This window comes from Teretinema zuelzerae (assembly GCF_021021555.1).
In the GTDB taxonomy this organism is placed as follows: Bacteria; Spirochaetota; Spirochaetia; order Treponematales; family Treponemataceae; genus Teretinema; species Teretinema zuelzerae.
Genome location: NZ_JAINWA010000001.1, coordinates 546,848 through 569,681, shown reverse-complemented (window position 1 = coordinate 569,681; position 22,834 = coordinate 546,848). Strand labels below are relative to the sequence as shown.

General features: G+C 49.2%; 23 protein-coding genes. 21 read left to right on the top strand and 2 right to left on the bottom strand.

Annotated features, from left to right (window positions below; translation table 11 throughout):
- Window positions 1–245: 245 nt before the first annotated feature.
- Window positions 246–647 (top strand): hypothetical protein, encoded by a 402-nt coding sequence (locus K7J14_RS02600; protein WP_230752740.1) that lies wholly within the window; start codon window positions 246–248, stop codon window positions 645–647.
- 15 nt (window positions 648–662) lie between these two features.
- Here K7J14_RS02600 and lnt read toward each other — a convergent pair whose 3' ends face one another.
- Window positions 663–2,282 (bottom strand): apolipoprotein N-acyltransferase, encoded by a 1,620-nt coding sequence (gene lnt, locus K7J14_RS02595; RefSeq protein WP_230752738.1) that lies wholly within the window; start codon window positions 2,280–2,282, stop codon window positions 663–665.
- Between the two features lie 292 nt (window positions 2,283–2,574).
- Between lnt and K7J14_RS02590 the strand changes: the two genes are divergently transcribed.
- The 10 genes from K7J14_RS02590 (at window position 2,575) to K7J14_RS02545 (ending at window position 15,249) form a co-directional block, all read left to right on the top strand.
- The gene (locus K7J14_RS02590; protein WP_230752735.1) at window positions 2,575–3,777 is read left to right on the top strand and encodes a lipoprotein N-acyltransferase Lnb domain-containing protein; all 1,203 of its coding nucleotides are present in this window, start codon (window positions 2,575–2,577) and stop codon (window positions 3,775–3,777) included.
- Complete coding sequence (locus K7J14_RS02585; protein ID WP_230752733.1) at window positions 3,774–4,472, top strand: response regulator transcription factor; 699 nt, start codon at window positions 3,774–3,776, stop codon at window positions 4,470–4,472. The genes K7J14_RS02590 and K7J14_RS02585 overlap by 4 nt, the downstream gene beginning before the upstream one ends.
- Window positions 4,469–6,136: a sensor histidine kinase gene (locus K7J14_RS02580; protein WP_230752730.1), complete on the top strand. Its 1,668-nt coding sequence runs from the start codon at window positions 4,469–4,471 to the stop codon at window positions 6,134–6,136. The genes K7J14_RS02585 and K7J14_RS02580 overlap by 4 nt, the downstream gene beginning before the upstream one ends.
- A gap of 173 nt (window positions 6,137–6,309) precedes the next feature.
- Window positions 6,310–8,262 carry a peptidylprolyl isomerase gene (locus tag K7J14_RS02575; protein ID WP_230752728.1) on the top strand — a complete coding sequence of 651 codons (1,953 nt, stop codon included), beginning with the start codon at window positions 6,310–6,312 and terminating at the stop codon, window positions 8,260–8,262.
- The gene (hflK, locus tag K7J14_RS02570; protein ID WP_230752726.1) at window positions 8,259–9,812 is read left to right on the top strand and encodes an FtsH protease activity modulator HflK; all 1,554 of its coding nucleotides are present in this window, start codon (window positions 8,259–8,261) and stop codon (window positions 9,810–9,812) included. Before K7J14_RS02575 ends, hflK (K7J14_RS02570) begins: the two co-directional genes overlap by 4 nt.
- The gene (gene hflC / locus K7J14_RS02565) at window positions 9,805–10,701 is read left to right on the top strand and encodes a protease modulator HflC (RefSeq protein WP_230752723.1); all 897 of its coding nucleotides are present in this window, start codon (window positions 9,805–9,807) and stop codon (window positions 10,699–10,701) included. The genes hflK (K7J14_RS02570) and hflC overlap by 8 nt, the downstream gene beginning before the upstream one ends.
- A gap of 8 nt (window positions 10,702–10,709) precedes the next feature.
- On the top strand, window positions 10,710–11,816 hold the full coding sequence (gene hflK, locus K7J14_RS02560) for an FtsH protease activity modulator HflK (RefSeq protein ID WP_230752721.1): 1,107 nt from the start codon (window positions 10,710–10,712) through the stop codon (window positions 11,814–11,816).
- A 235-nt stretch (window positions 11,817–12,051) separates the two neighbouring features.
- Window positions 12,052–12,402 (top strand): ArsR/SmtB family transcription factor, encoded by a 351-nt coding sequence (locus K7J14_RS02555; protein WP_230752719.1) that lies wholly within the window; start codon window positions 12,052–12,054, stop codon window positions 12,400–12,402.
- A 16-nt stretch (window positions 12,403–12,418) separates the two neighbouring features.
- A complete protein-coding gene (locus K7J14_RS02550; RefSeq protein WP_230752715.1) occupies window positions 12,419–14,524 on the top strand; it encodes a heavy metal translocating P-type ATPase in 2,106 nt (701 codons plus the stop codon).
- A gap of 14 nt (window positions 14,525–14,538) precedes the next feature.
- A complete protein-coding gene (locus K7J14_RS02545) occupies window positions 14,539–15,249 on the top strand; it encodes a transglutaminase-like domain-containing protein (RefSeq protein ID WP_230752711.1) in 711 nt (236 codons plus the stop codon).
- Window positions 15,250–15,307: 58 nt separating this feature from the next.
- On the opposite strand, the gene K7J14_RS02540 is transcribed toward K7J14_RS02545, so the two are convergent.
- Window positions 15,308–16,120: an undecaprenyl-diphosphate phosphatase gene (locus tag K7J14_RS02540; protein WP_230752709.1), complete on the bottom strand. Its 813-nt coding sequence runs from the start codon at window positions 16,118–16,120 to the stop codon at window positions 15,308–15,310.
- 270 nt (window positions 16,121–16,390) lie between these two features.
- On the opposite strand from K7J14_RS02540, the gene K7J14_RS02535 reads away from it, so the two are divergent.
- Genes K7J14_RS02535 through K7J14_RS02490 form a run of 10 tightly spaced genes read left to right on the top strand, consistent with a single transcriptional unit; the run spans window position 16,391 to window position 22,780 of the window.
- On the top strand, window positions 16,391–17,170 hold the full coding sequence (locus tag K7J14_RS02535; RefSeq protein ID WP_230752707.1) for a hypothetical protein: 780 nt from the start codon (window positions 16,391–16,393) through the stop codon (window positions 17,168–17,170).
- Complete coding sequence (locus tag K7J14_RS02530; RefSeq protein WP_230752705.1) at window positions 17,152–18,708, top strand: hypothetical protein; 1,557 nt, start codon at window positions 17,152–17,154, stop codon at window positions 18,706–18,708. Before K7J14_RS02535 ends, K7J14_RS02530 begins: the two co-directional genes overlap by 19 nt.
- On the top strand, window positions 18,705–19,016 hold the full coding sequence (locus tag K7J14_RS02525) for a protein kinase family protein (RefSeq protein ID WP_230752702.1): 312 nt from the start codon (window positions 18,705–18,707) through the stop codon (window positions 19,014–19,016). Before K7J14_RS02530 ends, K7J14_RS02525 begins: the two co-directional genes overlap by 4 nt.
- Window positions 18,947–19,585: a C40 family peptidase gene (locus tag K7J14_RS02520; RefSeq protein WP_230752700.1), complete on the top strand. Its 639-nt coding sequence runs from the start codon at window positions 18,947–18,949 to the stop codon at window positions 19,583–19,585. The genes K7J14_RS02525 and K7J14_RS02520 overlap by 70 nt, the downstream gene beginning before the upstream one ends.
- Complete coding sequence (locus K7J14_RS02515) at window positions 19,575–19,841, top strand: hypothetical protein (protein WP_230752697.1); 267 nt, start codon at window positions 19,575–19,577, stop codon at window positions 19,839–19,841. The genes K7J14_RS02520 and K7J14_RS02515 overlap by 11 nt, the downstream gene beginning before the upstream one ends.
- On the top strand, window positions 19,838–20,185 hold the full coding sequence (locus K7J14_RS02510) for a hypothetical protein (protein WP_230752695.1): 348 nt from the start codon (window positions 19,838–19,840) through the stop codon (window positions 20,183–20,185). Before K7J14_RS02515 ends, K7J14_RS02510 begins: the two co-directional genes overlap by 4 nt.
- A complete protein-coding gene (locus K7J14_RS02505) occupies window positions 20,166–20,399 on the top strand; it encodes a hypothetical protein (RefSeq protein WP_230752692.1) in 234 nt (77 codons plus the stop codon). The genes K7J14_RS02510 and K7J14_RS02505 overlap by 20 nt, the downstream gene beginning before the upstream one ends.
- Before the next feature lie 10 nt (window positions 20,400–20,409).
- Window positions 20,410–20,961, top strand: coding sequence for a hypothetical protein (locus K7J14_RS02500; RefSeq protein WP_230752689.1), 552 nt, complete (start codon window positions 20,410–20,412; stop codon window positions 20,959–20,961).
- Complete coding sequence (locus K7J14_RS02495) at window positions 20,958–22,493, top strand: hypothetical protein (protein WP_230752687.1); 1,536 nt, start codon at window positions 20,958–20,960, stop codon at window positions 22,491–22,493. The genes K7J14_RS02500 and K7J14_RS02495 overlap by 4 nt, the downstream gene beginning before the upstream one ends.
- Window positions 22,490–22,780, top strand: a complete 291-nt coding sequence (locus K7J14_RS02490) for a hypothetical protein (protein ID WP_230752685.1) — start codon at window positions 22,490–22,492, stop codon at window positions 22,778–22,780. Before K7J14_RS02495 ends, K7J14_RS02490 begins: the two co-directional genes overlap by 4 nt.
- Window positions 22,781–22,834 lie beyond the last annotated feature (54 nt).

Sequence of the window (22,834 nt, the reverse complement as noted above, 5' to 3'; positions counted from 1 at the left end):
ATGCTTGCGGGGTTTAAAGAAAGAGGATAATCAATTTTTTAATGATTCAAAACCGTACAGGCACTAAATAGAATTTGAATACGTTTTCTGGCATGCTTTTTTATTTGCGCGCAGCTAAATTTCCATTAAATTAAGAGCAGTGCATATAATTTGTTTTATTTCCTGCATTATTCTGGTTGTGCAACTAAAACAGTGATTATTCGAAAATGTTTCTATTGATATTTATTTATTCTGGAGGCTATTGAATGCACCATGAACAATTGACGGAAAACCTTACTGTCAGACAACGTGATGATGAAGGATATAGAAAATGGTATCTCAACTCTTATTTTGATTTAATAGTCTGGTATTCTTCAAAAGGAGGTGCTTTAATTGGATTTCAAATTTGTTATTCAAGAAATTTTCAAGAAAAGGCATTTACTTGGACCCCACAATACCGAAGCAACAGATTAGTTTCGGACACGTATTTTGAGAAGGGTGTTTCCCATATGAGTTCGGGAATTCTCGAAGGAGAAGGAGGCCTTATACCAGAAAACGTGATACAAAAGTTTGTTTTTGAGTCGAACAACCTCGAAGTTGAAGAAAAAAAACTTGTCGTTGATAAAATGACCGACTATAACGCGGCCCTTTTGCTCAGAAAGTCATGATGCTTTTAATGATAGTTATGTTCTGACCCTTTGATGTAATTTGCCGTGGATTTTTTTTCTCATCGCGGATACCATTGCGAGACCTGCAGCGGTAAGGAAAATGCCTCCAAGATAATCACCAAATCGTGTGTATATTGTTCTTTTCCGATTGAAGATCGGAACTTCTACCGTGATTTGTGTTTCGCTGAATGGAATACCCAAATCAATGATTCGCCCATTCGGGTCAATCGCGCATGTTTGCCCCGATGCGGTCGCGCGGACCATAGATCGCCGGTTTTCCACGGCTCGGAATATGGCCATCCCGAGATGCTGGTTTTGGGCTGACAAGCTTTTTGCCCATGCGTCATTGGTAAGGTTGACAAGCAGATCCGCTCCATTTGCGACGAATTGGCGGGAAATGTAGCCGAAGGAATCCTCGAAACAAATAGGCGTAGAAAACGTAAACTCGGGAAGTCTGAATACAGTCGGTTCTGTTCCTTTTTTCCAGAAGTGTGTATCGGCAGCCTTTAGCGCACTATAGATTGCCGGAAATTGCTTCTGATACGGAAAGTGTTCCGTGAATGGAACGAGATGCCTCTTTCGATAAAGACCTCTTTCTTGCCCCTGTATATACAGAAGTGCGGCGTTATAGTCCACGCGCTCCCAATCCCCCGAGGGAGTAGACTCTTTTCTTCCATCATCATTTCCGATAACAAACGGGATGTCCTGCTTGGCAAGATACTCCAGCAATTCTTTTACCAGGAGGTATGCTTCCGGGTCTTCACGGTAGGTTGAATGCCAGAAAATGCGGGGAATAAAGGCCGTTTCAGACCAGACAACAAGATCAGGTTTATTATTTGATGCGAGGGCAATATCGGATAAGCGTCTCAGAGTATAAAAATTCTCGCGATATGTATTTATACCGCCCTGCCATGGATCGTTATTATGCTGTACCAGGGTTATTCTTTTTTTGGGCGATTTGGAATAATCGACGGGCGAGAACAAGCCATACACCAGGGAGCATGCTATCGCTATAAGCCAAGCAAAAAGAATGATTTTCTCTTTAAGTACGAACTTTCCGATATTTTTGTACCCGTTTTGCAGAGATGCGGCAATATAGGCTGAAGGAAAAACCACGAGCGCGGATATTCCCCAGACACCCGTAATATCGGCTATTTGAATAATTTGCATCATCCGCCATTGGGTATATCCGCTTATTCCGTAGGGATATCCGAGAAATCCTAATGTTCGCAAGTATTCATACGAGAGCCATAGAATCCACTGGAGGACATACCCGCGGTCAGGATAAAGCCGATATGAAAACGTAAGCAAGGGAAATAGAATTGCGAAATATATTGCATAGATGCCTCCTACGATCATGCCCGCCAAGGGATGGAAAACACTTAGCCAGTAGTTGAACAATCCATATGCGCTCACCGCATAGGCAATTCCGTAAAACGCTGAACCGGCCAGTGAAGAATTTCGGGTTATCCAGAAAACAGGAATAAAAGCTAGCCAGGCAAAGAATGGTATTCCATCTGTGATGACCGGATTCGGGAATGAGCCCGCGAAGAGTAAGGCCCCAATAAGGATGGCTACGAGCTTTAGTGCCGGGGTTAATAACCATCTGAATCCTTTCTCTTTATCAAGTAACAAATTACACCACCCTAACTTTATTATTGATATATCTTGAACATTTCGTGTTACAGAACCGATTGGAGGATGGTTTACAAGATTTGGTTGTACCCGAGCCGCTTTCAGTGCTTTTTGTAAACGGTTTCAATGAATATGATTGATCAATTAAGCAAACATTGATATGTTATCATCGGTCCTGCATCAGGTCAAGGAGAAAATCGCAGCCTATGAGTATACAAAAAAAGAGGTATTCAGGACATTCATTCATCGGCTCTGCATGACTCCACGGTGGGTCTTTTTTATCTGTATCGTTATGCTTAACAACATACCGGTTTTGGCAGAAAACGAGTTGGAAAAACCAATACCGGTTGTCGAGCCGACAACGATCGATGTATCGCTGATAACGATTCTTCCTGGAAAATCGTTATATTCTTCATTCGGACACACAGCCCTCAGGATCGTTGATCGTGATGAAAAAAGCGACCTTCTTTACAATTATGGACAATCGGTTCATCCGTTCGATATTTCTTTCTTGGTGAATTTAGCATTCGGACGGATGGATTTTATGATGGGTGTATCCCAGACCAAAGAAGCTATGCTGTTTTATAAATCCGTAGAGAACAGGAAGGTCATCGAACAGCCGATTTATCTCGATCAAGAGCGCGCATCCGTTCTAAAGGACCGACTTGAGTATGACTCCAGGCCCGAAAATCGGCAATACAATTATCGTTTTTTCACGGATAATTGTACTACTCGCGTGTGGCTGCTAATTAAGGACATAATAATCCGGGATGACCTGCCATTACCATCAACATCGAGAAGTTTAAGACAACCAATAGAGCAAGTCCTGGAGCGTAAACCATTTTTGCTGTTATTTATTTCCACGGTCCTCGGACCTCTAGCGGATCAACCGCGTGACTTGAAAGCATCATTATTCCTACCCCATGAATTGATGGATCAGATGGGACTGTTTTTGACTCATGGTATTTCCGGATGCGAAATCTCTACCGAGGGCATGAAACCATTTTTTGAGGCCGTACAGGGGGAACCAAAGATAGCGGCTGTAACCCCGATGGGCCTTATGTTGTTTTTATCGATATTGTCTGGACTGCTTGCTCTTTCTTCCCCAAACACCCGAATGTTTGCGTTTGTTTTTGATACAGTTCTTTTCGGGGCTATCTTTCTCGTTGGCGTATGCATTGCGTTGTTGTGGGGAGTTGCCGGATATAAGGAGGTCGGTATGAATACGAATCTTCTTTGGGCGACTCCGGTTCCATTGATTGGATTGCTATGGAATCGTCTGAATTCCAGACGGCTGGTATCGACCCTCCTGTTTTCACTGGAATCGCTTGGCGCAATAGCCGTAACCATTTTCGGCGGTTTTGGGAACCAAACAGTATCGATAGAAATTAGGTTCTTTTGTGCGATCATTTTCCTCCGATGCGTGAGTCGTGTGCATCGTAACTATTTCAATCCGATCATCAAAACAGAATATGGTATCGGAGCGGGAAAATGAAAGCCGTCCGGATACTGATTGTCGAGGATGACCCCGCTATTTTATCGGGAATTGAATATTACTTGAAGAGTGAGGGATTCGAAGTTTACTGTGCCGAGAGCGGCGAAAAAGCGTTCAGGATGGTTGAGGAGAAGGATCCCCATTTGCTGATTCTCGATGTGAGGTTGCCCGATGTCAGCGGCTTCGATATTTGCCGGAAGCTTCGCTCGGCAAGCAGGACTTTTCCGATTCTCATGTTGACGGCCCTGGACGAGGAGGCCGATCGCGTCCTTGGGCTTGAGCTGGGTGCCGATGATTACGTCGTCAAGCCCTATAAACTCCGTGAGGTTGTCGCACGGATTCGCGCCTTGCTGAGGCGAACCTATGGCGAATTTTCAGGCGGGCGTGATGGCCGGCAGTTTCTTTTCGGCGATATTCGTGCTGACCTGGACACCATGGCCGTACAAAAATCGGAGAAGCAGGTTCTGTTGACACCGGCCGAATTCAAGCTGTTTCAGAAGCTCTTGACGAATCCCGGCAGGGTCTTTTACCGGGAAGAATTGATAAAGGTTCTCTACAATGATGAAAGTTGGGTTTGCGACAAACGCACCATAGATGTCCATATTTTGCATATACGCGAGAAGCTTGAGGAAAATCCGCAAAAACCGCGATGGTTTTTGACAGTTCACGGTTTTGGGTATAAATTCGAACAATGATGGTTACCGGCTTATTCCGAAGCATAAAAGTGCGGCTTATCTGCAGCTACCTCTTGCTGACTGTCCTGACATTGTCGCTCGTGGGCGGTTTCACGTTTCCCTTTATTGATTATTTTATGGGCAAACACGAGCGGGAGGATCTGCTGACCAATGCCCAGTCGCTGGCCGCTCAAGCGACGACCCTTCTGACCCCGGACATTCAGCTGGGACAACTGACGGATTTGGTAGCTTCATTTTCATTTCTCGCTGATGTCCGCGTGCGGATATCGGACGCGGATCAGCATGTGATCATCGATACCGGTCAGGAGCAAAGCGTGACCGAAGCCATATGGGCACTTCTCGTTCCGGGCATCAATCCGGTCGTCAGTCCAACGCCCTTATGGACATCCGAGTCCGGTGATGCGGCCGTCAGCCCCAATGACAGCGGTGCCACGGTGAGCCGTTCTTTTTGGCATATTACGAAAACACAGGTCTCGATGGGGAGCCGTTTTCAAATTGAACCTGACCGAGACATTGCGTCTTCCGCAGGTGGAAAGGAAAACAGGACAATTCCTTCGCCGCTGCCAGAGAGATCCCCGCTCCCTCTGGACCAGAATCGCCGGCTGCAAGGTAACGGACACAGTACGGGGCAGTTGATAGCGGTTGTACTTGAGGATTCGTCTCGTTCCGTCATAGGATACCTCGAACTCAGCCATGGGAGAAAACCATACGAGACCGCATTTCATACCGCGCTTTGGACTTTCATCGCGGTCGCTTGTGTTGCGTTGGCCGTAGCCGCCGTATTGGGAATCATTGCGGGTATCCGGATCTCCACTCCAATCCGCCGCCTCAATGCTGCGGCAATGCTCATGGGCGACGGGGATCTGACGGTCAGAACCGATATTTCAGACCCGGACGAAATCGGGCAACTGGCCCGACAATTTGACCGTATGGCCTTTCGGTTGCAGGAGAATTTCCAGGCACTCGATAGGGAAAAAGCCACGTTAAAGCGATTCATCGCAGATGCGTCACATGAGCTGCGCTCGCCACTGAGCGCATTGAGCAATTCCATTGAAATACTTCAAAGTGACAAACTGAATGACGTTCTGATGAAAAAACATTTTCTCCTGCAAAGCGAGAGACAAATAGAGCGGCTCGAATGGATCACCCGAAATCTGCTTGACCTATCGAGGCTCGACTCTGATTTTGTGGAAATGGTCAATGAAGAAATACCCTGTTCGGAACTTTTTGAGGCAATAGCTTCAATGTACCAGGAAGCCATGCAAGGCAAAGGTCTTATTCTTAAAATGAATAGCACCAACACTACGCAGTATGTCCGATGCGATCGGGGTAGAATGTTGACTGCGCTCTCGAATTTAATGGACAACGCGATCAAATTTACTGCTTCAGGCGGGGTTATAGAGCTCGGGGCATACTTGGATTTAGCAGATAAAAGCATGGTCCTTTCGGTAAAGGACAGCGGCATTGGAATCTCGGACGAAGACCTTCCAAATATATTCGAGCGCTTTTATCGCGGAAAGAGTGGCAATACTGAGGGGAGCGGGCTTGGTTTGGCGATCGTCAAGAGGGTTGTCACGCTTCATGGTGGGTCAATTACAGTTGAAAGTCACCTGCAGCACGGTAGCCGTTTTCTGATACGACTTCCGTTCGATAAGCTGTCGTGAACCTGATTGATTATACTTGAGTAACTGGTCTATTTAAAAAATATATCCCAACCGGCTAGAGTCCGAATGTAGTTGAAATTCCTGATTGTTTTCAAACCTTAATAAATTATTAACAGAGACGCAACTTGCTCATGCAATAATTTATTGAAAAATGAATTCGAACAGGAGGTTTCATGCACCAGAATGTGCGCATACTACATACGAAATTGATGTTTATGGATAACCCAAAAAACACTGTGATAAAAACGTCTTTCCGATTGCTTTTACTTGGGTGCGGTATCATGTCATTACTTATCGGCTGTACCGCAGTCAACCTGCCAGAATCGGATGTCGTGGCATCGTTCTCAGGGGGAACCATAACAACGGAGACGCTCGACAAGGAAATTCAAAGACACCTTGGGACTGCCGTCAAAAGCAAAACGGATGCGGAAACTGATGCCCTGAAGGCTCAAAAAAAAGAACTTCTCGGGCAGAAGAAATTCTATATTGAATTGATCAACGAGATGGCCATGCGCGAGCTGATCAAAATCAAGGTAAAAGAAAAGAAACTCGACAAGGCCGGTAATATCCGGGATTCTTTAAAACACGTTGAAGAAGAGATAACGCTTGATCAATTCCACGAGTCGATGCATGGCCCGGATGGAATCCCCGTCACTTTGGAGGAAATACAGCGGTACTACGATACAAACACCGCCCGTTATAGATCGATACCCTTTTCAAGCGCCCAGGAAGAGATACGGTCAATTTTGGTTGAGGGCAAAGAAAGAGAATTCGTGGTCGAATATTTGCGGGAGCTGATGGATGCGGCAGCGATCACGCGCTCCTATGAGATCATGAGAATTCCGGAACCGACCGAGGAAGAGCTAGTACTCGCATACCAGGATAATCGGGACGAGTATATGGAACCCGAGAGATGGAGGCTCGAGGGATTTACAATCACGGCAGATGGTAGGGATAGCGCGGAAAAACGTGCACAAAAGGCCTCCGCCTTGCTCGGGGCAGGTGAAAGCTTCGAATCCGTTGCGTCCGCCTACGATATGACCGGTGCCTACGTGGCGAGCGAATATATCGTCGGGACGGACGTTGAGAACATCGAGACCGCATTGCGGGCCAGTGCCGAAGGGGATCCAAGCGCGCCTGTCAAAACGGGCGATAGTTTCGGTATTTATCGCATCAGACAAAAGATTCCGGCGGGCAGATTGCCATTTGAAGCGGTAAGGGAAAAAGTTCGCAGTCGCCTGCTGGAAATTGCCGAGGCCCGAATACTCGATCAAAATCGTGATATGACCCTTTTTTCGGTTCATGGCAAAAGATTTACACTCGGTGAATTCTATCAAGAATTCAGGGAGATGCCCCGAAATGAACAGGCGCGATACCGAAGCTTTGACCAGCGCGTACAGCTCGTTGACCGGATGATCGAAAGATTGGTGCTGCTGGAAGATTCCTATGAACGAATGCTCAATATCCAGAACAGCGACGACATAGACCAGGAGCAGCAAGAATTACTCGCAGGCGTACTTCATCAAGAAGAAATAGATCAGAAAATCGATATTTCCGATGCGGACATCAAAGACTATTTCAATAAGCATAAATCCCGGTTCAAGCTTCCGAGCGAGAATAAAATACGCGTAATCGTTGTCAGAGGCGACGAGGATCCGGAAAAGGCCCTGTCGAAGATCCAGGCGGCATACGGTAAATTGCGCGGAGGATGGAACAAGAAAGCCGCATCCTTCGAAGAAGTTGCGCGTGAATACTCGGAGGACAGTCAGAGCGCTGCTAACGGCGGTCTGATCGATGAGTGGATCAAGGAATCCGGCGACTACATGTATGAAACGGGGGTTCACGTTTTCCATGAGGCAGTTCAAAAACTGAAAAAGGGTGAAATAAGTAAGCCGGTAATTTTAGGAGGAGATTACTATGTCCTGCAGATAGTGGAGAGGAAAGATTCCAGGAATCTCTCCTTTGAGGAAGTACGCGAATATATCGCACAGGAGCTGCAATTGGGTGAACATGAAAAAGCGACGGCAAAAATGAACGAAGATTTGCTAAAGGAGGCAAAATTGATCATCTATCAATCGGCGCTGCGATCGGTCATGGACAAATATAAGGGGCAGGTGGAGCTATGAATCGAAAAATCCGTACGATACTCGTGGCGATTGTCGCAAATTTGTTTTTAATCGGGATAAAGTTTTTCCTGGCGCGTATATCAGGCAGCATCGCGCTCGGAGCTTCCGCCTGGCATTCCTTTTCGGATTTATTTCCGTCAGCGGTGGTTCTTTTTGGACTTTTGTTGACTCGTGGAGACGGTAACTCCGCTTCACCGAAAGTGATAAAGATCGAGAATATCATTGCGATAGTCGTATCGGGATTCATTTTCTTGGTCGGCATAGAGATTATTCGGGAGGCCTTTGCGCAGGAAGCAAGGGAGTTGACGAATATTGCGCTGGTGACCGTCATTTCGCTCGTATCGATAGCGATCACGTATTTTATGGCGCAGTACCAAATTTTCGTCGGGAAGGAAGCGCATTCGCCGGCTCTCAAGGCGAACGGAATACATGCCCGTGCCGACATGTATAGTTCAATAGCGGTGTTGTGCGCACTGGTTGGTGCCCTTATGGGTTTCTCCGCATTGGACAAGATAGCGGCCCTGCTTATTGCCTTTCTCATCATGATGAACGGTTTTGAGGTACTGGTTGGCGCGATAGAGGGATTGCGCAAGGGAGGTCTTCTGCATCTTGGACATGATGACCTCACACTGGAAAATATCATTTGGAAGAAGGCGTCGCGGTATTTTCCGGTCGGAATAGCGCTTGCGGCAGTCGCCTACGTTTCCTCCGGCGTCTTTTCGGTCCGTTGGGATGAGGTCTCCATCGTCAAGAGGTTTGGAAAGCCCGTCCGCCAGGTTACCTCCGGATTGCATTACCGACTTCCGTGGCCTATCGAATCCAGAGACTCCGTCACTACCTCGGAAGTACGCATGGAGCGGGTTCCGACATCCCTCATGGTGACCGGCGATTCAAACCTCATCGAGGTTGAAGCCGTTGTCCATTATCAAGTAAGCGATCCATTCGCATTCCTCTACAAGGTGGCTGATACCCAGAACCTCGTCAGCGACGCGGCACTTGCGGCGTTACGCGGCTATATTAACCGGAATCCGGTAGATTTTCTGATAACCGAGGGAAAGGATCGTATTCAAACTGAGGCCCTTGCCGCTGCTCAGGCTCAGCTTGAAGCCCAAGGTACGGGAATAAAGCTTCTCGCCCTTCAGGTAATCCGCGACACTCCGCCATCCGACGTTCTTGAGGCTTTCCGGGATGTGGCAAGCGCCCGCGAGGATAAAAATACCTATATCAACGAAGCATTGGCGTACCAAGCCGAATTGCTCCCAAAAACGCGCGGTGATGCTCAAAAGTCAATTGAAGAGGCAACCGCATACAGAGAGCGAAAAATCCGTATGTCGTCCGGCGAGGCGGCGAGGTTTCTTTCGAAGGCTGCAGCATATCGGGCCAATCCGTCCATCACGGAGAAGCGCATGTACCTGGAGGCAATGGAAATGAACCTGGTTTCGATAGAGAAGCTGATCGTCGATAAGCGCGTCAAGTTGGATACCACCGACTTGTGGCTTACGGACGGCAACCAATTATCCGTTAAAAAGGAGGCGGGAAAATATGAATGAGTCAAAAAAGAAAGGGGTTGCACTTTTTCCCATCACAGCGGCCGTGGTCATCTTGATATTTAGCGGCTCGATCGTCTTTACGGTCGATCAAAGCGAATATGCGGTCATAACTCAATTCGGACGTGTGGTCCGGGCTATCACCGAACCCGGTCTTAATTGGAAATGGCCTATTCCTGTCCAGAATTTACAACGCTTCGACAATCGCTTGAAAATCTATTCCCCCGCGGTTTCCGAGTTTCTGACGCGGGATAAAAAAAATATATTGGTCGAGAGCTTTGTCAGCTATCGGATCAAGGATCCCGAACTGTATATGAAGACGCTTAATACGGCCGAACGTACCCAGCAGCGTATGAATGATATAGTTTTTTCCGAATTGGGTGTCGCGCTCGGAAATTATGACCTTGACATGTTGATTAATGTCATACCGGATCAGATAAAACTCAACGACATGATGGAACAGGTAAAAAATGCGGCAAGTACGAAGCTGGACGATTATGGAATTCTGCTGTCCGATCTTCGCGTAAAAATGTTGAATTTTCCCGAGAAAAACCAACAGAGCGTATTCCAGAGAATGCGGGCTGAACGGGAAAAGATAGCGCGTTTGTACAGATCTGAGGGTACTGAGGAAGCCTCGAAGATCAGGGCAATAGCCGATAAGGAAAAAGTCATCCTGCTCTCGCAGGCATATGAAAAGGCGGAGCAGATCCGGGGAGAAGGAGATGCACGCGCCATCAAAATTTATGCCGAGGCATTCCGGCAGGATCCGCGTTTCTATGATTTCGTACGCTCCCTTCAGGCATACGAAAAGATCCTGGATGGAAAGACGACGATCGTCATTCCCGCTGACTCCGAGCTCTTCAAGTACTTGGAACAGCCCAAAAAGCAATAGGGGGAGACATGTCAAAAAAAAAGCGTGACGAATCGCCTTCACCATCTCTGCCGGACAGCCCTGGAAGGGAGGAATCATTCTCGGGACTGATAGCCAAGGTCAAGTCAGTGCTGACCTCAATATCTTCTTTCCTGAAGACCGGTTTTCGAAATCTGAATTTGCGTGAGGACCTGCTCAAGGCATTCGGTCATCTAAGTCCCCGCCGAGTTGTAGTATCACTGTTCACTGCTCTTTTCGGTCTATATGTCGTTTCCGGGGTTTATCTGGTAAATCCGGGGGAACAGGCAGTTGAACGGCTTTTCGGCAAGGTAGTACGGAGCGGTATCGGCGAGGGCTTGCACTATCGCATGCCATGGCCGTTCCAGAAGGTAGACAAGGTGAATACGGCGGAGATACGCCGGGAATCAATCGGCATTGACCACAAGGAACATGCCGGACTGCATACGGCACCGGAAAAGATACAGGTATTGACGGGCGATGAGAATATTGTCGATGTCGAAATGATCATACAATATCGCATCAGCGATCCCGTTCAGTATTTATTCAATGTTGATTACCGGCCTTTTCAGCTCATAAATGAAGCTGTCCGGTTCGCGGCAACGCGTATTGCCGGAAGCCTGAAGGTTGATGATATTCTGACCGTAGCAAAGGAGGATATTCAAAAAAGGGTAAGAATAGAAGCCCAGGAATTGCTTGATAAGTATCAAAGCGGCCTCACGATAGTAACGGTCAACCTCAACAAGCTCTATCCTCCCGATGAGCTGGCAGAATCATTCCAGGACGTTGGCAGTGCCCGGGAAGACAAATCGCGGGAAATTAGCCAGGCAGAAGGGTATCGGAATGGATTGATTCCACCGGCCCAGGGTGAGGCTGAAAAGAACCTTCGGGAAGCCGAGGGCTACAGTATCGACGTAACCAATCGCGCCCAGGGAGAAGCGCAACGATTTGGACAAATGCTTAAGGAATACCGCACGGCATCGATTGGCGCCTCCGGGGATGTCACCCGGCAACGTTTATATATCGAAACAATGGAAAAGGTCATGCCGAATGTGAAGAAGTACATTGTCTCGGGTACCGGCGGAAAGGTAAATTTGCGCTTGTTCGGGACTGAATAGTTTTTATTATGAAACAATGGGAGGAGAACCGCTGGCGGCTCTCCTCCCAACTTGTGTATCCGGCTTCTTGGCCCTTTTAACCCGCCATATAAAAATTATCGTTTTTTTATCTTATCATCGAATCTGGTATTCATATCCTTCAAAATGGTGGCAGCCTTCTTGACATCTTTCACAAGAATAGGTAGATTAGGTTAAATGATTGCTTGGTTAAGCAATCATTTAATCGAGGTTTTCCATGAATGATGATATTTGTAGTCAATTGGGCGTTACTTGTACCGAGGAAGCCGAGAGTCTACGCAAATCCTTGCTGGAAATTGCGGGTGTTTCAGAGCTTTTCAAGGCCTTGTCTGACGAGACGAGGACAAGAATTCTGTATCTTGTCGCCCAACGTGAGCTGTGCGTATGCGATCTTGCCTTCCTTTTAGACATGACTCTCCCGGCCATTTCACATCACCTCAGATTTCTGAAGGTTATGCGCTTGGTGCGGAGCAGAAAGGACGGGAAAAACGTTTTTTACAGTCTGGATGACGACCACGTAGTCGCTCTCATAGAGCTGGCGAGAGCACATTATATTGACCGGACTTGATCCATAAGGAGAGGATATGACCAAGTATAAGATACAAGGGCTCGATTGCGCACAGTGCGCCAATGAAATCGAATGTGCCCTGCAGAAGAACGAAGGACTAACTGATGCACGGATAAGTTTCGCTACCGGATACGCATACATAGACTCCCGCTATGAGGATCAGGCCCGGAGCATTATAGACAAGGTAGAACCGGGTGTGACTATCACGGCTGAGGGGACAAAGCCCGAGAAGGAAGAAAATGAGGATTCCGGGAAAGGGGGAATTCTTCGGCTTATTGCAGCCGGGGTTCTTTTTCTTGTCGGATCCGTATTTAATGCGGATCTCCATGCAACACCGTACGCAATAGTCGAATACCTCGTTCTTCTTACTGCCTTTGCGCTCGTCGGCGCACCGGTGCTTGCCTCCGCAGTACGAAGTATTTTCCGTGGGCAAGTGTTCAATGAAATGTTTCTGATGAGCATCGCGACCGTTGGTGCTATCGCCATTCATGAGCTGTCTGAAGCCGTCGGTGTCATGTTGTTTTACGCTGTCGGTGAATTTTTGCAGGATCGGGCGGTTGACCGCTCCAAAAAATCCATCGCGGCTCTCATGGACTTAAGACCTGAATCGGCGCGGCTGTTCGAAAACGGGGAGCGACGGATCGTCTCTCCGGAAGAAGTTTCCGTAGGCTCGCTGCTCGAAGTGCTTCCCGGTGAACGCGTGCCGCTCGACGGGGAGGTCGTTGAGGGTACCTCATTCGTGAACACGTCTTCCCTTACCGGAGAATCTGTTCCCCGAAAGGTTGAGGCGGGAGACAAAGTTCTCGGCGGTTTTGTCAATGATGAAGGCCGAATCCTGGTTAGGGTTGAAAAAGAATTCGGCCAGACCTCCGCCGCGCGTATTATCGAGCTCGTCGAAAGCGCAGCGTCCCACAAAGCACCTACCGAGAAGTTCATAACCCGCTTCGCGGCGGTGTATACGCCTTTCGTCGTGATTGCCGCAGTCATGGTCGCTTTTCTTCCTCCGCTCTTCATCAGCGGCGCGACCTTTTCGGAGTGGATATATAGGGCATTGGTATTGCTTGTAATTTCCTGTCCCTGTGCCCTGGTCATCTCGATTCCTCTCGGCTATTTCGGCGGAATAGGGGGCGCATCGCGCAACAAACTCTTGATCAAAGGGGCGAATTATATCGATATTTTGACCAAGGTCGATACCGTTGTTTTCGACAAGACCGGCACGCTCACCGAAGGGGTGTTCTCCGTCGTGAATATAGTGACGCGAAACGGTTTCACGAAGGATGATCTCCTTGGTTGGGCCGCTTCCGCTGAATCGCATTCGACCCACCCCATTGCCAGATCCATCCGCGAGGCCGCAGGGAACCGCGAACAGAAGGCCGACGATATACAGGAGGTCAAGGGGCACGGCGTAATCGCAAAAGTAGGATCGCACAGTATCGCGGTTGGTAATGATCGTCTCATGCACCGCGAGAATATCGTCCACGAAGATTGCGAAGTCGACGGCACGGTGGCCTATGTAGCGGTGGACGGCATCTATGCGGGTTTTATTGTCATCTCCGATCGCATCAAAAAGGTCGCTGCTGGAACCATTGCCGATCTGAAGAAGCTCGGAGTGCGTAAAGTGGTAATGCTCACGGGCGATGACCACAAAGTAGCAGAAATGGTCGCGTCAGAAATAGGACTTGACGGGTTTTTCGCCGAGCTTCTCCCGGATGAAAAGGTCGCGAAACTTGAAATGCTCGAAAATGACCCGAACAGAAATGGAGCTGTTGTCTTCGTCGGTGACGGGATGAACGACGCGCCGGTACTTGTTCGTTCTGATGTCGGTTTTGCCATGGGAGGACTGGGGTCCGATGCGGCCATTGAAGCGGCCGATGTTGTGGTTATGGACGACGACATAGCGAGAATCCCTCTCGCTCTGAGGATCTCGAACTTTACGCGAAGGGTCGTGATCCAGAATATTGTCCTGGCGCTTGCCGTTAAAGGCGTGTTCATCGTTCTCGGGACGATGGGCGTGGCAAACATGTGGGAGGCAGTCATTGCCGATGTCGGCGTCGCCCTCCTTGCCGTACTCAATGCGTTGCGGACGGCCGGATACGCCAAGAACCAGTCGAGGATATCATGAGGAAGGAGATCGTTATGGAAGGGAACCTTGCGTCGACAGTACTGCTGAACTATGAGTCAGCGAGCGTGCAAGCGCTCATCGCCTCACGCGGTTGGAGCGCTCTCTCACGACGGGAGCGTATCCTCGGGATTTACAATTTCGTCCGGGACGATATCGGTTTCGGGTACAACGAGGATGACGCTATACCCGCCTCACAGGTGTTAAGCGACGGGTACGGACAATGCAACACCAAAGGGATCCTTTTCATGGCACTGCTGCGGGGTGTCGGTATCCCTTGCCGGTTTCATGGTTTCACGATCGATAAGGCTCTCCAGAAGGGAGCGATCACCGGCATTTGGTACGCTCTCGCCCCGCGGGAAATCGTTCACAGTTGGGTTGAGATTTTCTTTGAAGAGAAGTGGATAAATATTGAGGGGTTCATCCTCGATATGGCTTACCTTCGGGCCGTGCAGGCAAAATTCCCTGAAATCCGTGGTGGGTTCTGCGGATACGGAATTGCCACCGATTGTTTTGAATCCCCTGCGGTGGATTGGATTGGGGACGATACCTATATCCAGAAGGAGGGGATCAAGCAGGATTTCGGTATCTTCACAAATCCGGACGAATTTTTCGCCGAACATTCCCAACCCATGGGCCCACTCAAACGTTTCATTTTCCGGTCGATAACCCGGCATGCGATGAATGCCCGAGTTGCGAGGATAAGGTCTGGAGAAGGAAAACACTAAATATCTTTGTACGTTTGTCCTCAATCAGGGGATAAACGTATAGATAAATACAATACATTCACTTTGCCAGAAAAATCATTATCACGACCGCCATTCCCAGAATAATTCGATAAATTCCGAAGCAAATGAATGTATGCGATTCTACATATTTTATAAAGTTGCGTAATACTATGGCTGCTATTGTAAAAGATGTCATGAACCCGATTACCAGTATCAATAGTTCATGGCCATTCATTGACATACCATATTTCAGAAGCGAGTAACAACTCGCCGCGACCATCACCGGAATTGCCAGAAAGAAGGAAAATTCAGCCGCGACCAGACGGGAGCAACCAAGCAGCATCGCTCCGATTATTGTAGCGGCCGAACGGGAAGTTCCCGGAATAAGTGCAAGGCACTGTACCATCCCGATGCCGAAAGCCGTTCCGTATCCGAGATTCTCGATTGAATGAATTCTGGCGGATTTATTTACCTGATGGTTTTCAATTAAGATCAACATGAATCCCCATCCAATCAATGTACCTGCAACTACTTGGGGGACTAGCAGTTTGGACTGTATAGCGTTTCCAGTGAAAAACCCTATGGCAAGTGCAGGAAAAGCTCCAATACATATTTTCAACCATAAATGTGAGGGAAAAGGATTTTTTTGGTTCCCGTTTTTTAGGCCAAATGGCAAAAACCGATGACGAAAATGAAGAATAACTGCGCAGATTGCACCGAGTTGAATAACGACATCAAACATATTTTGGAAATGTATCTCGAATTTTATCCATTGGTGGACAAGAATCAAATGTCCGGTGGAAGAAATCGGAAGGAATTCAGTTATGCCTTCAATACAACCCAATATAAACGCGGCAAAGAAATCTCTCATGGCATCACACTCCAGAGTCTTGCTGATCAAACGTGAAAAGTTTTTATTTTAATATTCTCTCATATATCAAATTCAGTATAGTCCAATCAAAGACCTTATTACATACTTAATTATCGTATAAAAATTTGTTCCATAGCAAGATTTATCATTTTTGCACTGTCAATCTTCCAAAATCTCGCATTTTTACGAAAAACCCCCAAAACCCATCGCAAAAATAGCCATCCGCGTGAGGTATAAACTCTGGTACGGTTATACCCACGGAGGCACACCATGTATATCTTTGGGTCTGAATGCTCTATTACCCTCGTCCGCGATGGCGAGTTGACGGCCCTGCCGTACAGCCTTGAAACCTTGCGGGAAGAACCTGAAGAAGCCCTGCTTGATCCGCTGGTTGGCTATGTGATGCCCCTGGAAAATGTGCCTTCCGGGAAGTCCGGCATGCTGATACTGGGCTGTGTCGTTACCCGCGTTTCCGACGAATCGGCCATTCCCCTCTCAGGCGTACTCGATACCGGCGAGATAGTTCCCTTTAGCCTCTACCTGAACCGCGTGGCTGAAAAACGGAAATACAAAAATCTTTCCCTTACCGGTTTTGAGGTACGGGGTGAACTGGACGAAGCGGTATATATCCGCCTTGATGTCGAAGGCCGCGAAGCAGACGATTGGGAAAACAATACCCCGGATATCGCATGGGAGCAGAAACCGACATACCGGTACCTGGAAGGAAACCTGAAAATCGGGGATGAGGTACCTGGCGGCATATACCGGTTTTCCCTGACCCGTAAGACCGGAACCTGCGAGACAACCGTCCTCCAGCTCCATTATTGCCTGAGCGAAACACATGTACTCAACAATTTGAGAAACCTTGACGCCGTTACCCTGACTTTCGGGGACCGCATACGGTTTACCTGCACCAATCTGAACCTTCTTTCATTTTACGCAAAAACCGACAACGCCGAGGAAATACTCATTTACAGGCGATACCGGGTCGACGGAAATTTTGTGATTGAAATCCGGAATGACAAGGGCGAATGGGTCAGCGCCGCATGAAGTTCTACACGATAGACGACACGCTTGGCGAACGGCTGAAAGACCGGCGGAACAGGGTTCGCGTACAGGTTTCCTTCGACTTTACCGGAACCGGGGTTGAGGTAACCATTCCGGAATTTGACGTTGTCTCCCTTACGGTGACATCCCTGCAGGAGAAAACCGGCGGTACGGTAACACGGGCAACGCTGGAACTGGACAATACTCTCGGCACGTATTGCCCACGCCTTTTTGAGACCTACAGACCCGGCTACAACAAATACAACGGAGAGAAGCAGGAGGACGGTCTCGGCTATCTGAGGCCCGGCGTTCAGGTTTTTATGTCCTACAGCGCCGGGAAGGATCTGGCCTTCGTGAAACGGTTTAACCTCTATGTGGACGACAACGGCTTCCAGCAGACGGCAATCGGATCGAAGCACTGGATAACAAAACTCGGTCTGGTTGATCTTTCACAAAAGCTGAAGGAAACAGACAAGAACAGGGACTGGACAAATGACGAGTTGCTTGTCCATTGTGTCATCTGCGACAAGGGTAACGCCGGATTTTCTTTGGTGCACCGGATCGCCGAGCGGGCCGGCCTTGGGGTGGACGACATCGACTGTTCAACCGTCACTGAATATCTCCCGTACGTGAAACTGACCGGGACGGTATGGGACGAACTTTCTTCCCTTGCCTTTTTCTATGACGCGCATATCGAAACGGCACCGGAAAAACCGCTCGTGTTTGTGTATTCCGATGACGTGGTACAGTTTACCTTCGACAATTCGAACGTGACCCATATACGCATCTACGATCTTCTTGACCAGTACCGGAATACGCTCCGCCTCAAGTGGACAAGATACCGGGAACTGACAGGACGGGAACTATGGAGATACAAGGACGCACCGGTTATCTACCTCGCCGACCTGAGCGCGACCTTCCCCTTTGTCGTGGACGGCACCAAACGGGGTATAGAGGAAGACGGATATGCGGCGAGATATACCGCAAAAACCGACGAGGGAAAAACCCTGACGGTGGTATATGCGGAAAACATCGAAACGCAGGAAGTGTTCGAGTCTTCACTGGTTACCCAGGGACCGGCGCTGCAAACACTCCTTTATGACGTCATCGGAAAACGCGACCGGGCTATGCTGAAGCTCGGCACAATCGAAAACACGGTTCTTCTTTCTGCCAGTATCCATGGCGACGCCATTGCGGGAGAACCGAACTTTTGCCATTACATTTCCGATTCGGAGGAAACCGCAGCGAACGGAACGGTCGCGCTCAATATTACGACACCCTACTTGTCGGAGAGCGAACGCGACGGGCAACCGTACTACCGCTGGTGGGCGGAGCGCAAGCTTGACAAGCTGAAAAAAAAACGGAAGGGATTTTTTCTGAAAACGAACAACGGTGTGTTCCATGCCCGCGTCGGCGCGCCCTGCCGTATCGCGATGCGGGACGGACTGACGGCGGATCGGGCGGTAATCAGGGAAATGGAACTCAGGTACCGCTATGACGAAGCCTTTGTGGCGTCGTTCACGCTTGAGGAGGACGATTGAACGAGGACGAGAGAAAACTGATAACGGAGACAATGAACGTGATGCACGGACTCCGCTCGGAGATGCAGGAGTTCCGCGGCGAAATGAAAGAATTCAAGCAGACTGCGGTCATCAGGATTACGGGACTTGAGGCGGCGGCAAACGAATGCCAGAAGAATCCCGCTGTCTGCGCGAATGCTCGTGCCCTCGATGCCCACCTGAAAGACCACAAGGGAAGCAAGGGACTGGCAGTGTCGATATGGGCGGTCTGTGTTTCGACCGTGATGTGCGCCTTTACGATAGTGATGGCGTTGATGAAAAGGAGCTGAATGCAGTGATCGTGTGGGAAAAACTTTTCGAAGTCGAGAAAAAGCAGTTTGAGGCAATGACGGTGCGGGAGAAATTTATCTACTTTCTTTTGCTTCAGTATCGCTCGCCGTATCTTTGGGGAATGGAATTACCCTCGGGCGCCGACTGCTCCGGCGCAGTGTGTCTGGCGTTGGCTGCCGCAACCGGATGCGTGATACGGACGACGGCCGAGGGGCTGTACCGGAAGTATTTTACGCTTCGGAATCCCGGACCGGACGACATACAGGCCGTGTTCTTTACGACGACTTACGACCGCGAGCATGGAGACCGCCTAGCCAAGAAAGGCGAGGTAGTCCATGTGGCCGGAATAATTCATGACGGGGTTGTCATGAATGTGGTGGAGCCGAAGGCGGATATCCGGCTCGTTTTATCGCTGCGTCATTCGTATTCACTTATGGGTTGCGACCTGGTGATCCGGGGACTTGATATGCAGTCTCTCCGGGATGCTGGGCGTGACGGGACTGACCTTTTCGGTCTTGATGCTGAATTTTCGCAATTTGTGAAGGAGGAAAAACCAATTGCCCAATGACATTGAAACGGGATACCGGGAAGCTTGCGACTATACGTTCCGGGAACACTTCACGATTTTGGCGAAGCGATGCCTCGCACTGCCGTCGAAGATGATCGGCTTCAAACCATTTTGTCTGTACCTTACAACTTATTTGCTGGTCAGTGGCAAGATCGGCGAATGGGTATGGTTTTGCGTCATGATTGCCGTGCTTTTCGGCATCGTTGGCCTGAAAGTGCTAGCGCAGTTTCGAAACGGAACGGGAGCAGAAATATGAAACAGCTCTTGCAGAAAATAAAGATTGCCGGAGCTGCAGCGCTTACTTGCCTGATAGCAATTCTTCTTTTCGTCCTGTCCGGTACGGTCAGGGCGAGAAGCCGCATAACAGATACAAAGACCGATCAAGGAGAACAAGCGCATGACAAACTTGCCACAAAAGCAGAAACAAAAAGAGTTGAGGCAGAAGACGCTATTCGTGGTCGTTCTGCTCGTTCTGTCGCTGAACAGTATGAAGGTGTCAGCGACACCATTGACGCAGGACGAAGTCGATTCGCTTCTCGGGTCAAGACAAGAGTTATCGCGGCAGGAGGTCGCCGAGTTGATGAGCAACATCCTGAGTGATGCCGACGAGGAGATTGAACGGACGGCGCAGGAAGCCGCCCACGAAGTCGCGGCCAAGGACGCAGGCGAGATTTCATTTCAGAAGAGCCTTGCGGACAGCTGGAAAAAAGAAGCGGACAAGATAGACCGCTCGCGAGGACGATGGAGAAACGCTTTCTTTATCGAAACAGCCATCATTCTTGGCGGTAGCCTCGTTCTCTATCTCACAAAATAGGAAGGATACAATGCAGGCAAAATTACGAATAAAGGGGACAGTTCGCGTCTGCGTCATCGGTCCGGATGGAAAGATAAAACTTCATGAGCCGTCCTGGTGGCGGCGGGTTTTTGGCTTGCAGGGGAAACCGATGCTGTCGCGACGCCACAATACGGTGACCCGGCAGGGAGAGGGACTGATAGCGGATCTGTTGTTGGCGGCCCCGACGAAGACGAAGATTACTTCTGCCTCGGGGTATATCCAGCTCGGTACCGGATGGACGGGAAACAGCGTTAAGGCGAATACCCGCTGCAATGCCCCGACCGGAGCCATGGAGGCGCTGGATTCGGGCTATCCGGTCACCAATGCCGCTTTTGGCGCGACCGGGGACAATGTCCTGCGCTTCCGTGCGAGCTTCGAGGCGGGGAAACTGAATGCGAGCAATATCAATGAGGCAAGCCTTTTGAACGGGAATACCGCAGCGGCCGTATCGTTGGCCTATGCTCAGGTAACGCCTGCGGCAACGGTAACCCTCGTCGATACCCTCCAGATAGACTGGGAAATAACCTTTACGGGATCATGAGCGTATATTTCCAACAAGACCGGGACTCTTTCTATCTTGACCAGTCAGCGCGGGATTCTCCGTGTCGGGTACGTTTTGCATGCGAGGAATCCCTTATCTCGCTTTCCAAATGGAACGGAGAGGCGTCGCTTCGCCTGTGTACCGGCAGTGAACATGCAGGCCGGCTTGAGGTGTGCCGAAACGAGATTCTTTTAAAACCCGACTCGACCAGGAAGACGCACCATGTTTTCAGGAAACTTGACGGTGAACGGTTTGAATATGACGTAATACTCCTCAAGGAACCGGAAACCAACGTCATTGAGATTGATCTTCAGTTTCCCGACGGTCTCGAGTTTTACCGGCAGCCTTCATTCGAGGAGATTACAAAATCCCGGTATTACTGCGCCCCCGAGGTAATAGACAGCTATGCGGTGTACTGGAAAAACAGGAACGGGAAATACAAGACGGGGAAGTTCTGCCACATATACCGGCCGCTCGCTTATGATGCGCGGGGAAGAAAGGTATGGGGTCGTCTCCTTCTGACAGGATGTTTGATGACCATCACGATACCGGAAGACTGGCTCTCTGAGGCTTCCTATCCGGTAGTGGTAGATCCGGTAATCGGAACGCAGACCAGAGGCGCAACCTATGAGTATGACCGGTGGGGTGAAGACTCACCGGTAACTTTCTTGATGGAACTGGAAACAGGACTCAACAGGTTTACTGCATCATCCGCAATTTATGGGAGTTGTTCATCCTCTATGTACTGCTATCTGAATACACCGGGAGCAGGTGGAATTCCCGTACTATATTCGGAAGTGAACGCGAAACCGGCAAACAGGATTTCGCAAAACGAACAGAATGCCAATTTCACCGTTACATCGCCCCGCTGGGTATCGTCGTCCTTTTCTCTGTCGCGGCCAGTCGCAGCCGGTGAGACGTTTTGGTATGGGTATTGTGCCTCTGAAGTTTATTTTCCGTATATTGATTTTGCGAATCGTATCGAGCGGATGTATACCGACGGCTTTGTCGAGAATGTCTTCGTTCCGGACCCCGATCCAGACACGGTAATAAAAAATGTATTGATGAGTATGTATTTTACTTACACCGATGCCCAGAATCTTACCCGGATTATGCTTGATACGATTGGACTGACTGAGACACTTGCAAGGCACTTTACGTTCAGGCGTGCGTGCGCTGATGGTTCGGGTATTACCGAAACTACTGTCGCACAAAGAGGTTTGATTCGGGAATGCCGGTCGCTTGCCGACATTACCGACTTGCTTTCATTTATTCAGGTTCTGCTTCGCTTGTGCAGTTCTACCCTTGAGGCTGTTGGAACTGTCTCGTTTGTACAGATGTTTATCCGGTTCTGCGTTTCGGGTCTCGCTGTGCTGGAGAATGTCGCGCGGAGTCTCGGACAATCGAGGCTTGTTACCAGCGTCTGCGGGTTTATCGAACAGATGCTTGGCTGGATGCTGCTGAAAAAGGAAGAGCTTGTCTTTGTCTCGCGCGTGACGCGGGAAATCGAATTCAGGGGGTATCTCCTATGACAAACATATATGTCGGGCAATCGGCATTGCGGGTATCGGCACGGACAGGAACAGCCCTTGCCGATATCGCGGAGTGCGAGATCAGATACGAGAAGCCCGACGGGACACGGGGACAATGGGCGGCTTTTGTGAGCGACGCCGAGCGCGGTGTGGTCTCCTACGACCTTCTCGGCAATGAACTCGATCTTCCGGGATGGTGGCGGTTTTGGGTATTCGTGACCTTCGATGACGAGCGGTCAGCCTTTGGGGATGCGGTTAAAATATTCGTTAAAGAAGAAGGCAGATAATCGCCGCGCGGTCATTCCGGGGAGGCTGGCAGGAGCGCAGACTGAAGGGCTTCC

Bases quoted from the DNA above. Each gene is read 5' to 3' on its own strand.
- K7J14_RS02510 (WP_230752695.1), top strand. From the start codon at position 19,838: ATGAAACAGCTCTTGCAGAAAATAAAGATTGCCGGAGCTGCAGCGCTT.
- K7J14_RS02520 (WP_230752700.1), top strand. From the start codon at position 18,947: ATGGGCGGTCTGTGTTTCGACCGTGATGTGCGCCTTTACGATAGTGAT.
- K7J14_RS02505 (WP_230752692.1), top strand. From the start codon at position 20,166: ATGAGCAACATCCTGAGTGATGCCGACGAGGAGATTGAACGGACGGCG.
- K7J14_RS02535 (WP_230752707.1), top strand. From the start codon at position 16,391: ATGTATATCTTTGGGTCTGAATGCTCTATTACCCTCGTCCGCGATGGC.
- K7J14_RS02580 (WP_230752730.1), top strand. From the start codon at position 4,469: ATGATGGTTACCGGCTTATTCCGAAGCATAAAAGTGCGGCTTATCTGC.
- K7J14_RS02550 (WP_230752715.1), top strand. From the start codon at position 12,419: ATGACCAAGTATAAGATACAAGGGCTCGATTGCGCACAGTGCGCCAAT.
- K7J14_RS02500 (WP_230752689.1), top strand. From the start codon at position 20,410: ATGCAGGCAAAATTACGAATAAAGGGGACAGTTCGCGTCTGCGTCATC.
- hflK (WP_230752721.1), top strand. From the start codon at position 10,710: ATGTCAAAAAAAAAGCGTGACGAATCGCCTTCACCATCTCTGCCGGAC.
- hflC (WP_230752723.1), top strand. From the start codon at position 9,805: ATGAATGAGTCAAAAAAGAAAGGGGTTGCACTTTTTCCCATCACAGCG.
- K7J14_RS02495 (WP_230752687.1), top strand. From the start codon at position 20,958: ATGAGCGTATATTTCCAACAAGACCGGGACTCTTTCTATCTTGACCAG.
- K7J14_RS02530 (WP_230752705.1), top strand. From the start codon at position 17,152: ATGGGTCAGCGCCGCATGAAGTTCTACACGATAGACGACACGCTTGGC.
- K7J14_RS02600 (WP_230752740.1), top strand. From the start codon at position 246: ATGCACCATGAACAATTGACGGAAAACCTTACTGTCAGACAACGTGAT.
- K7J14_RS02575 (WP_230752728.1), top strand. From the start codon at position 6,310: ATGCACCAGAATGTGCGCATACTACATACGAAATTGATGTTTATGGAT.
- K7J14_RS02545 (WP_230752711.1), top strand. From the start codon at position 14,539: ATGGAAGGGAACCTTGCGTCGACAGTACTGCTGAACTATGAGTCAGCG.
- K7J14_RS02540 (WP_230752709.1), bottom strand. From the start codon at position 16,120: ATGAGAGATTTCTTTGCCGCGTTTATATTGGGTTGTATTGAAGGCATA.
- K7J14_RS02585 (WP_230752733.1), top strand. From the start codon at position 3,774: ATGAAAGCCGTCCGGATACTGATTGTCGAGGATGACCCCGCTATTTTA.
- K7J14_RS02590 (WP_230752735.1), top strand. From the start codon at position 2,575: ATGCTTAACAACATACCGGTTTTGGCAGAAAACGAGTTGGAAAAACCA.
- K7J14_RS02490 (WP_230752685.1), top strand. From the start codon at position 22,490: ATGACAAACATATATGTCGGGCAATCGGCATTGCGGGTATCGGCACGG.
- K7J14_RS02555 (WP_230752719.1), top strand. From the start codon at position 12,052: ATGAATGATGATATTTGTAGTCAATTGGGCGTTACTTGTACCGAGGAA.
- hflK (WP_230752726.1), top strand. From the start codon at position 8,259: ATGAATCGAAAAATCCGTACGATACTCGTGGCGATTGTCGCAAATTTG.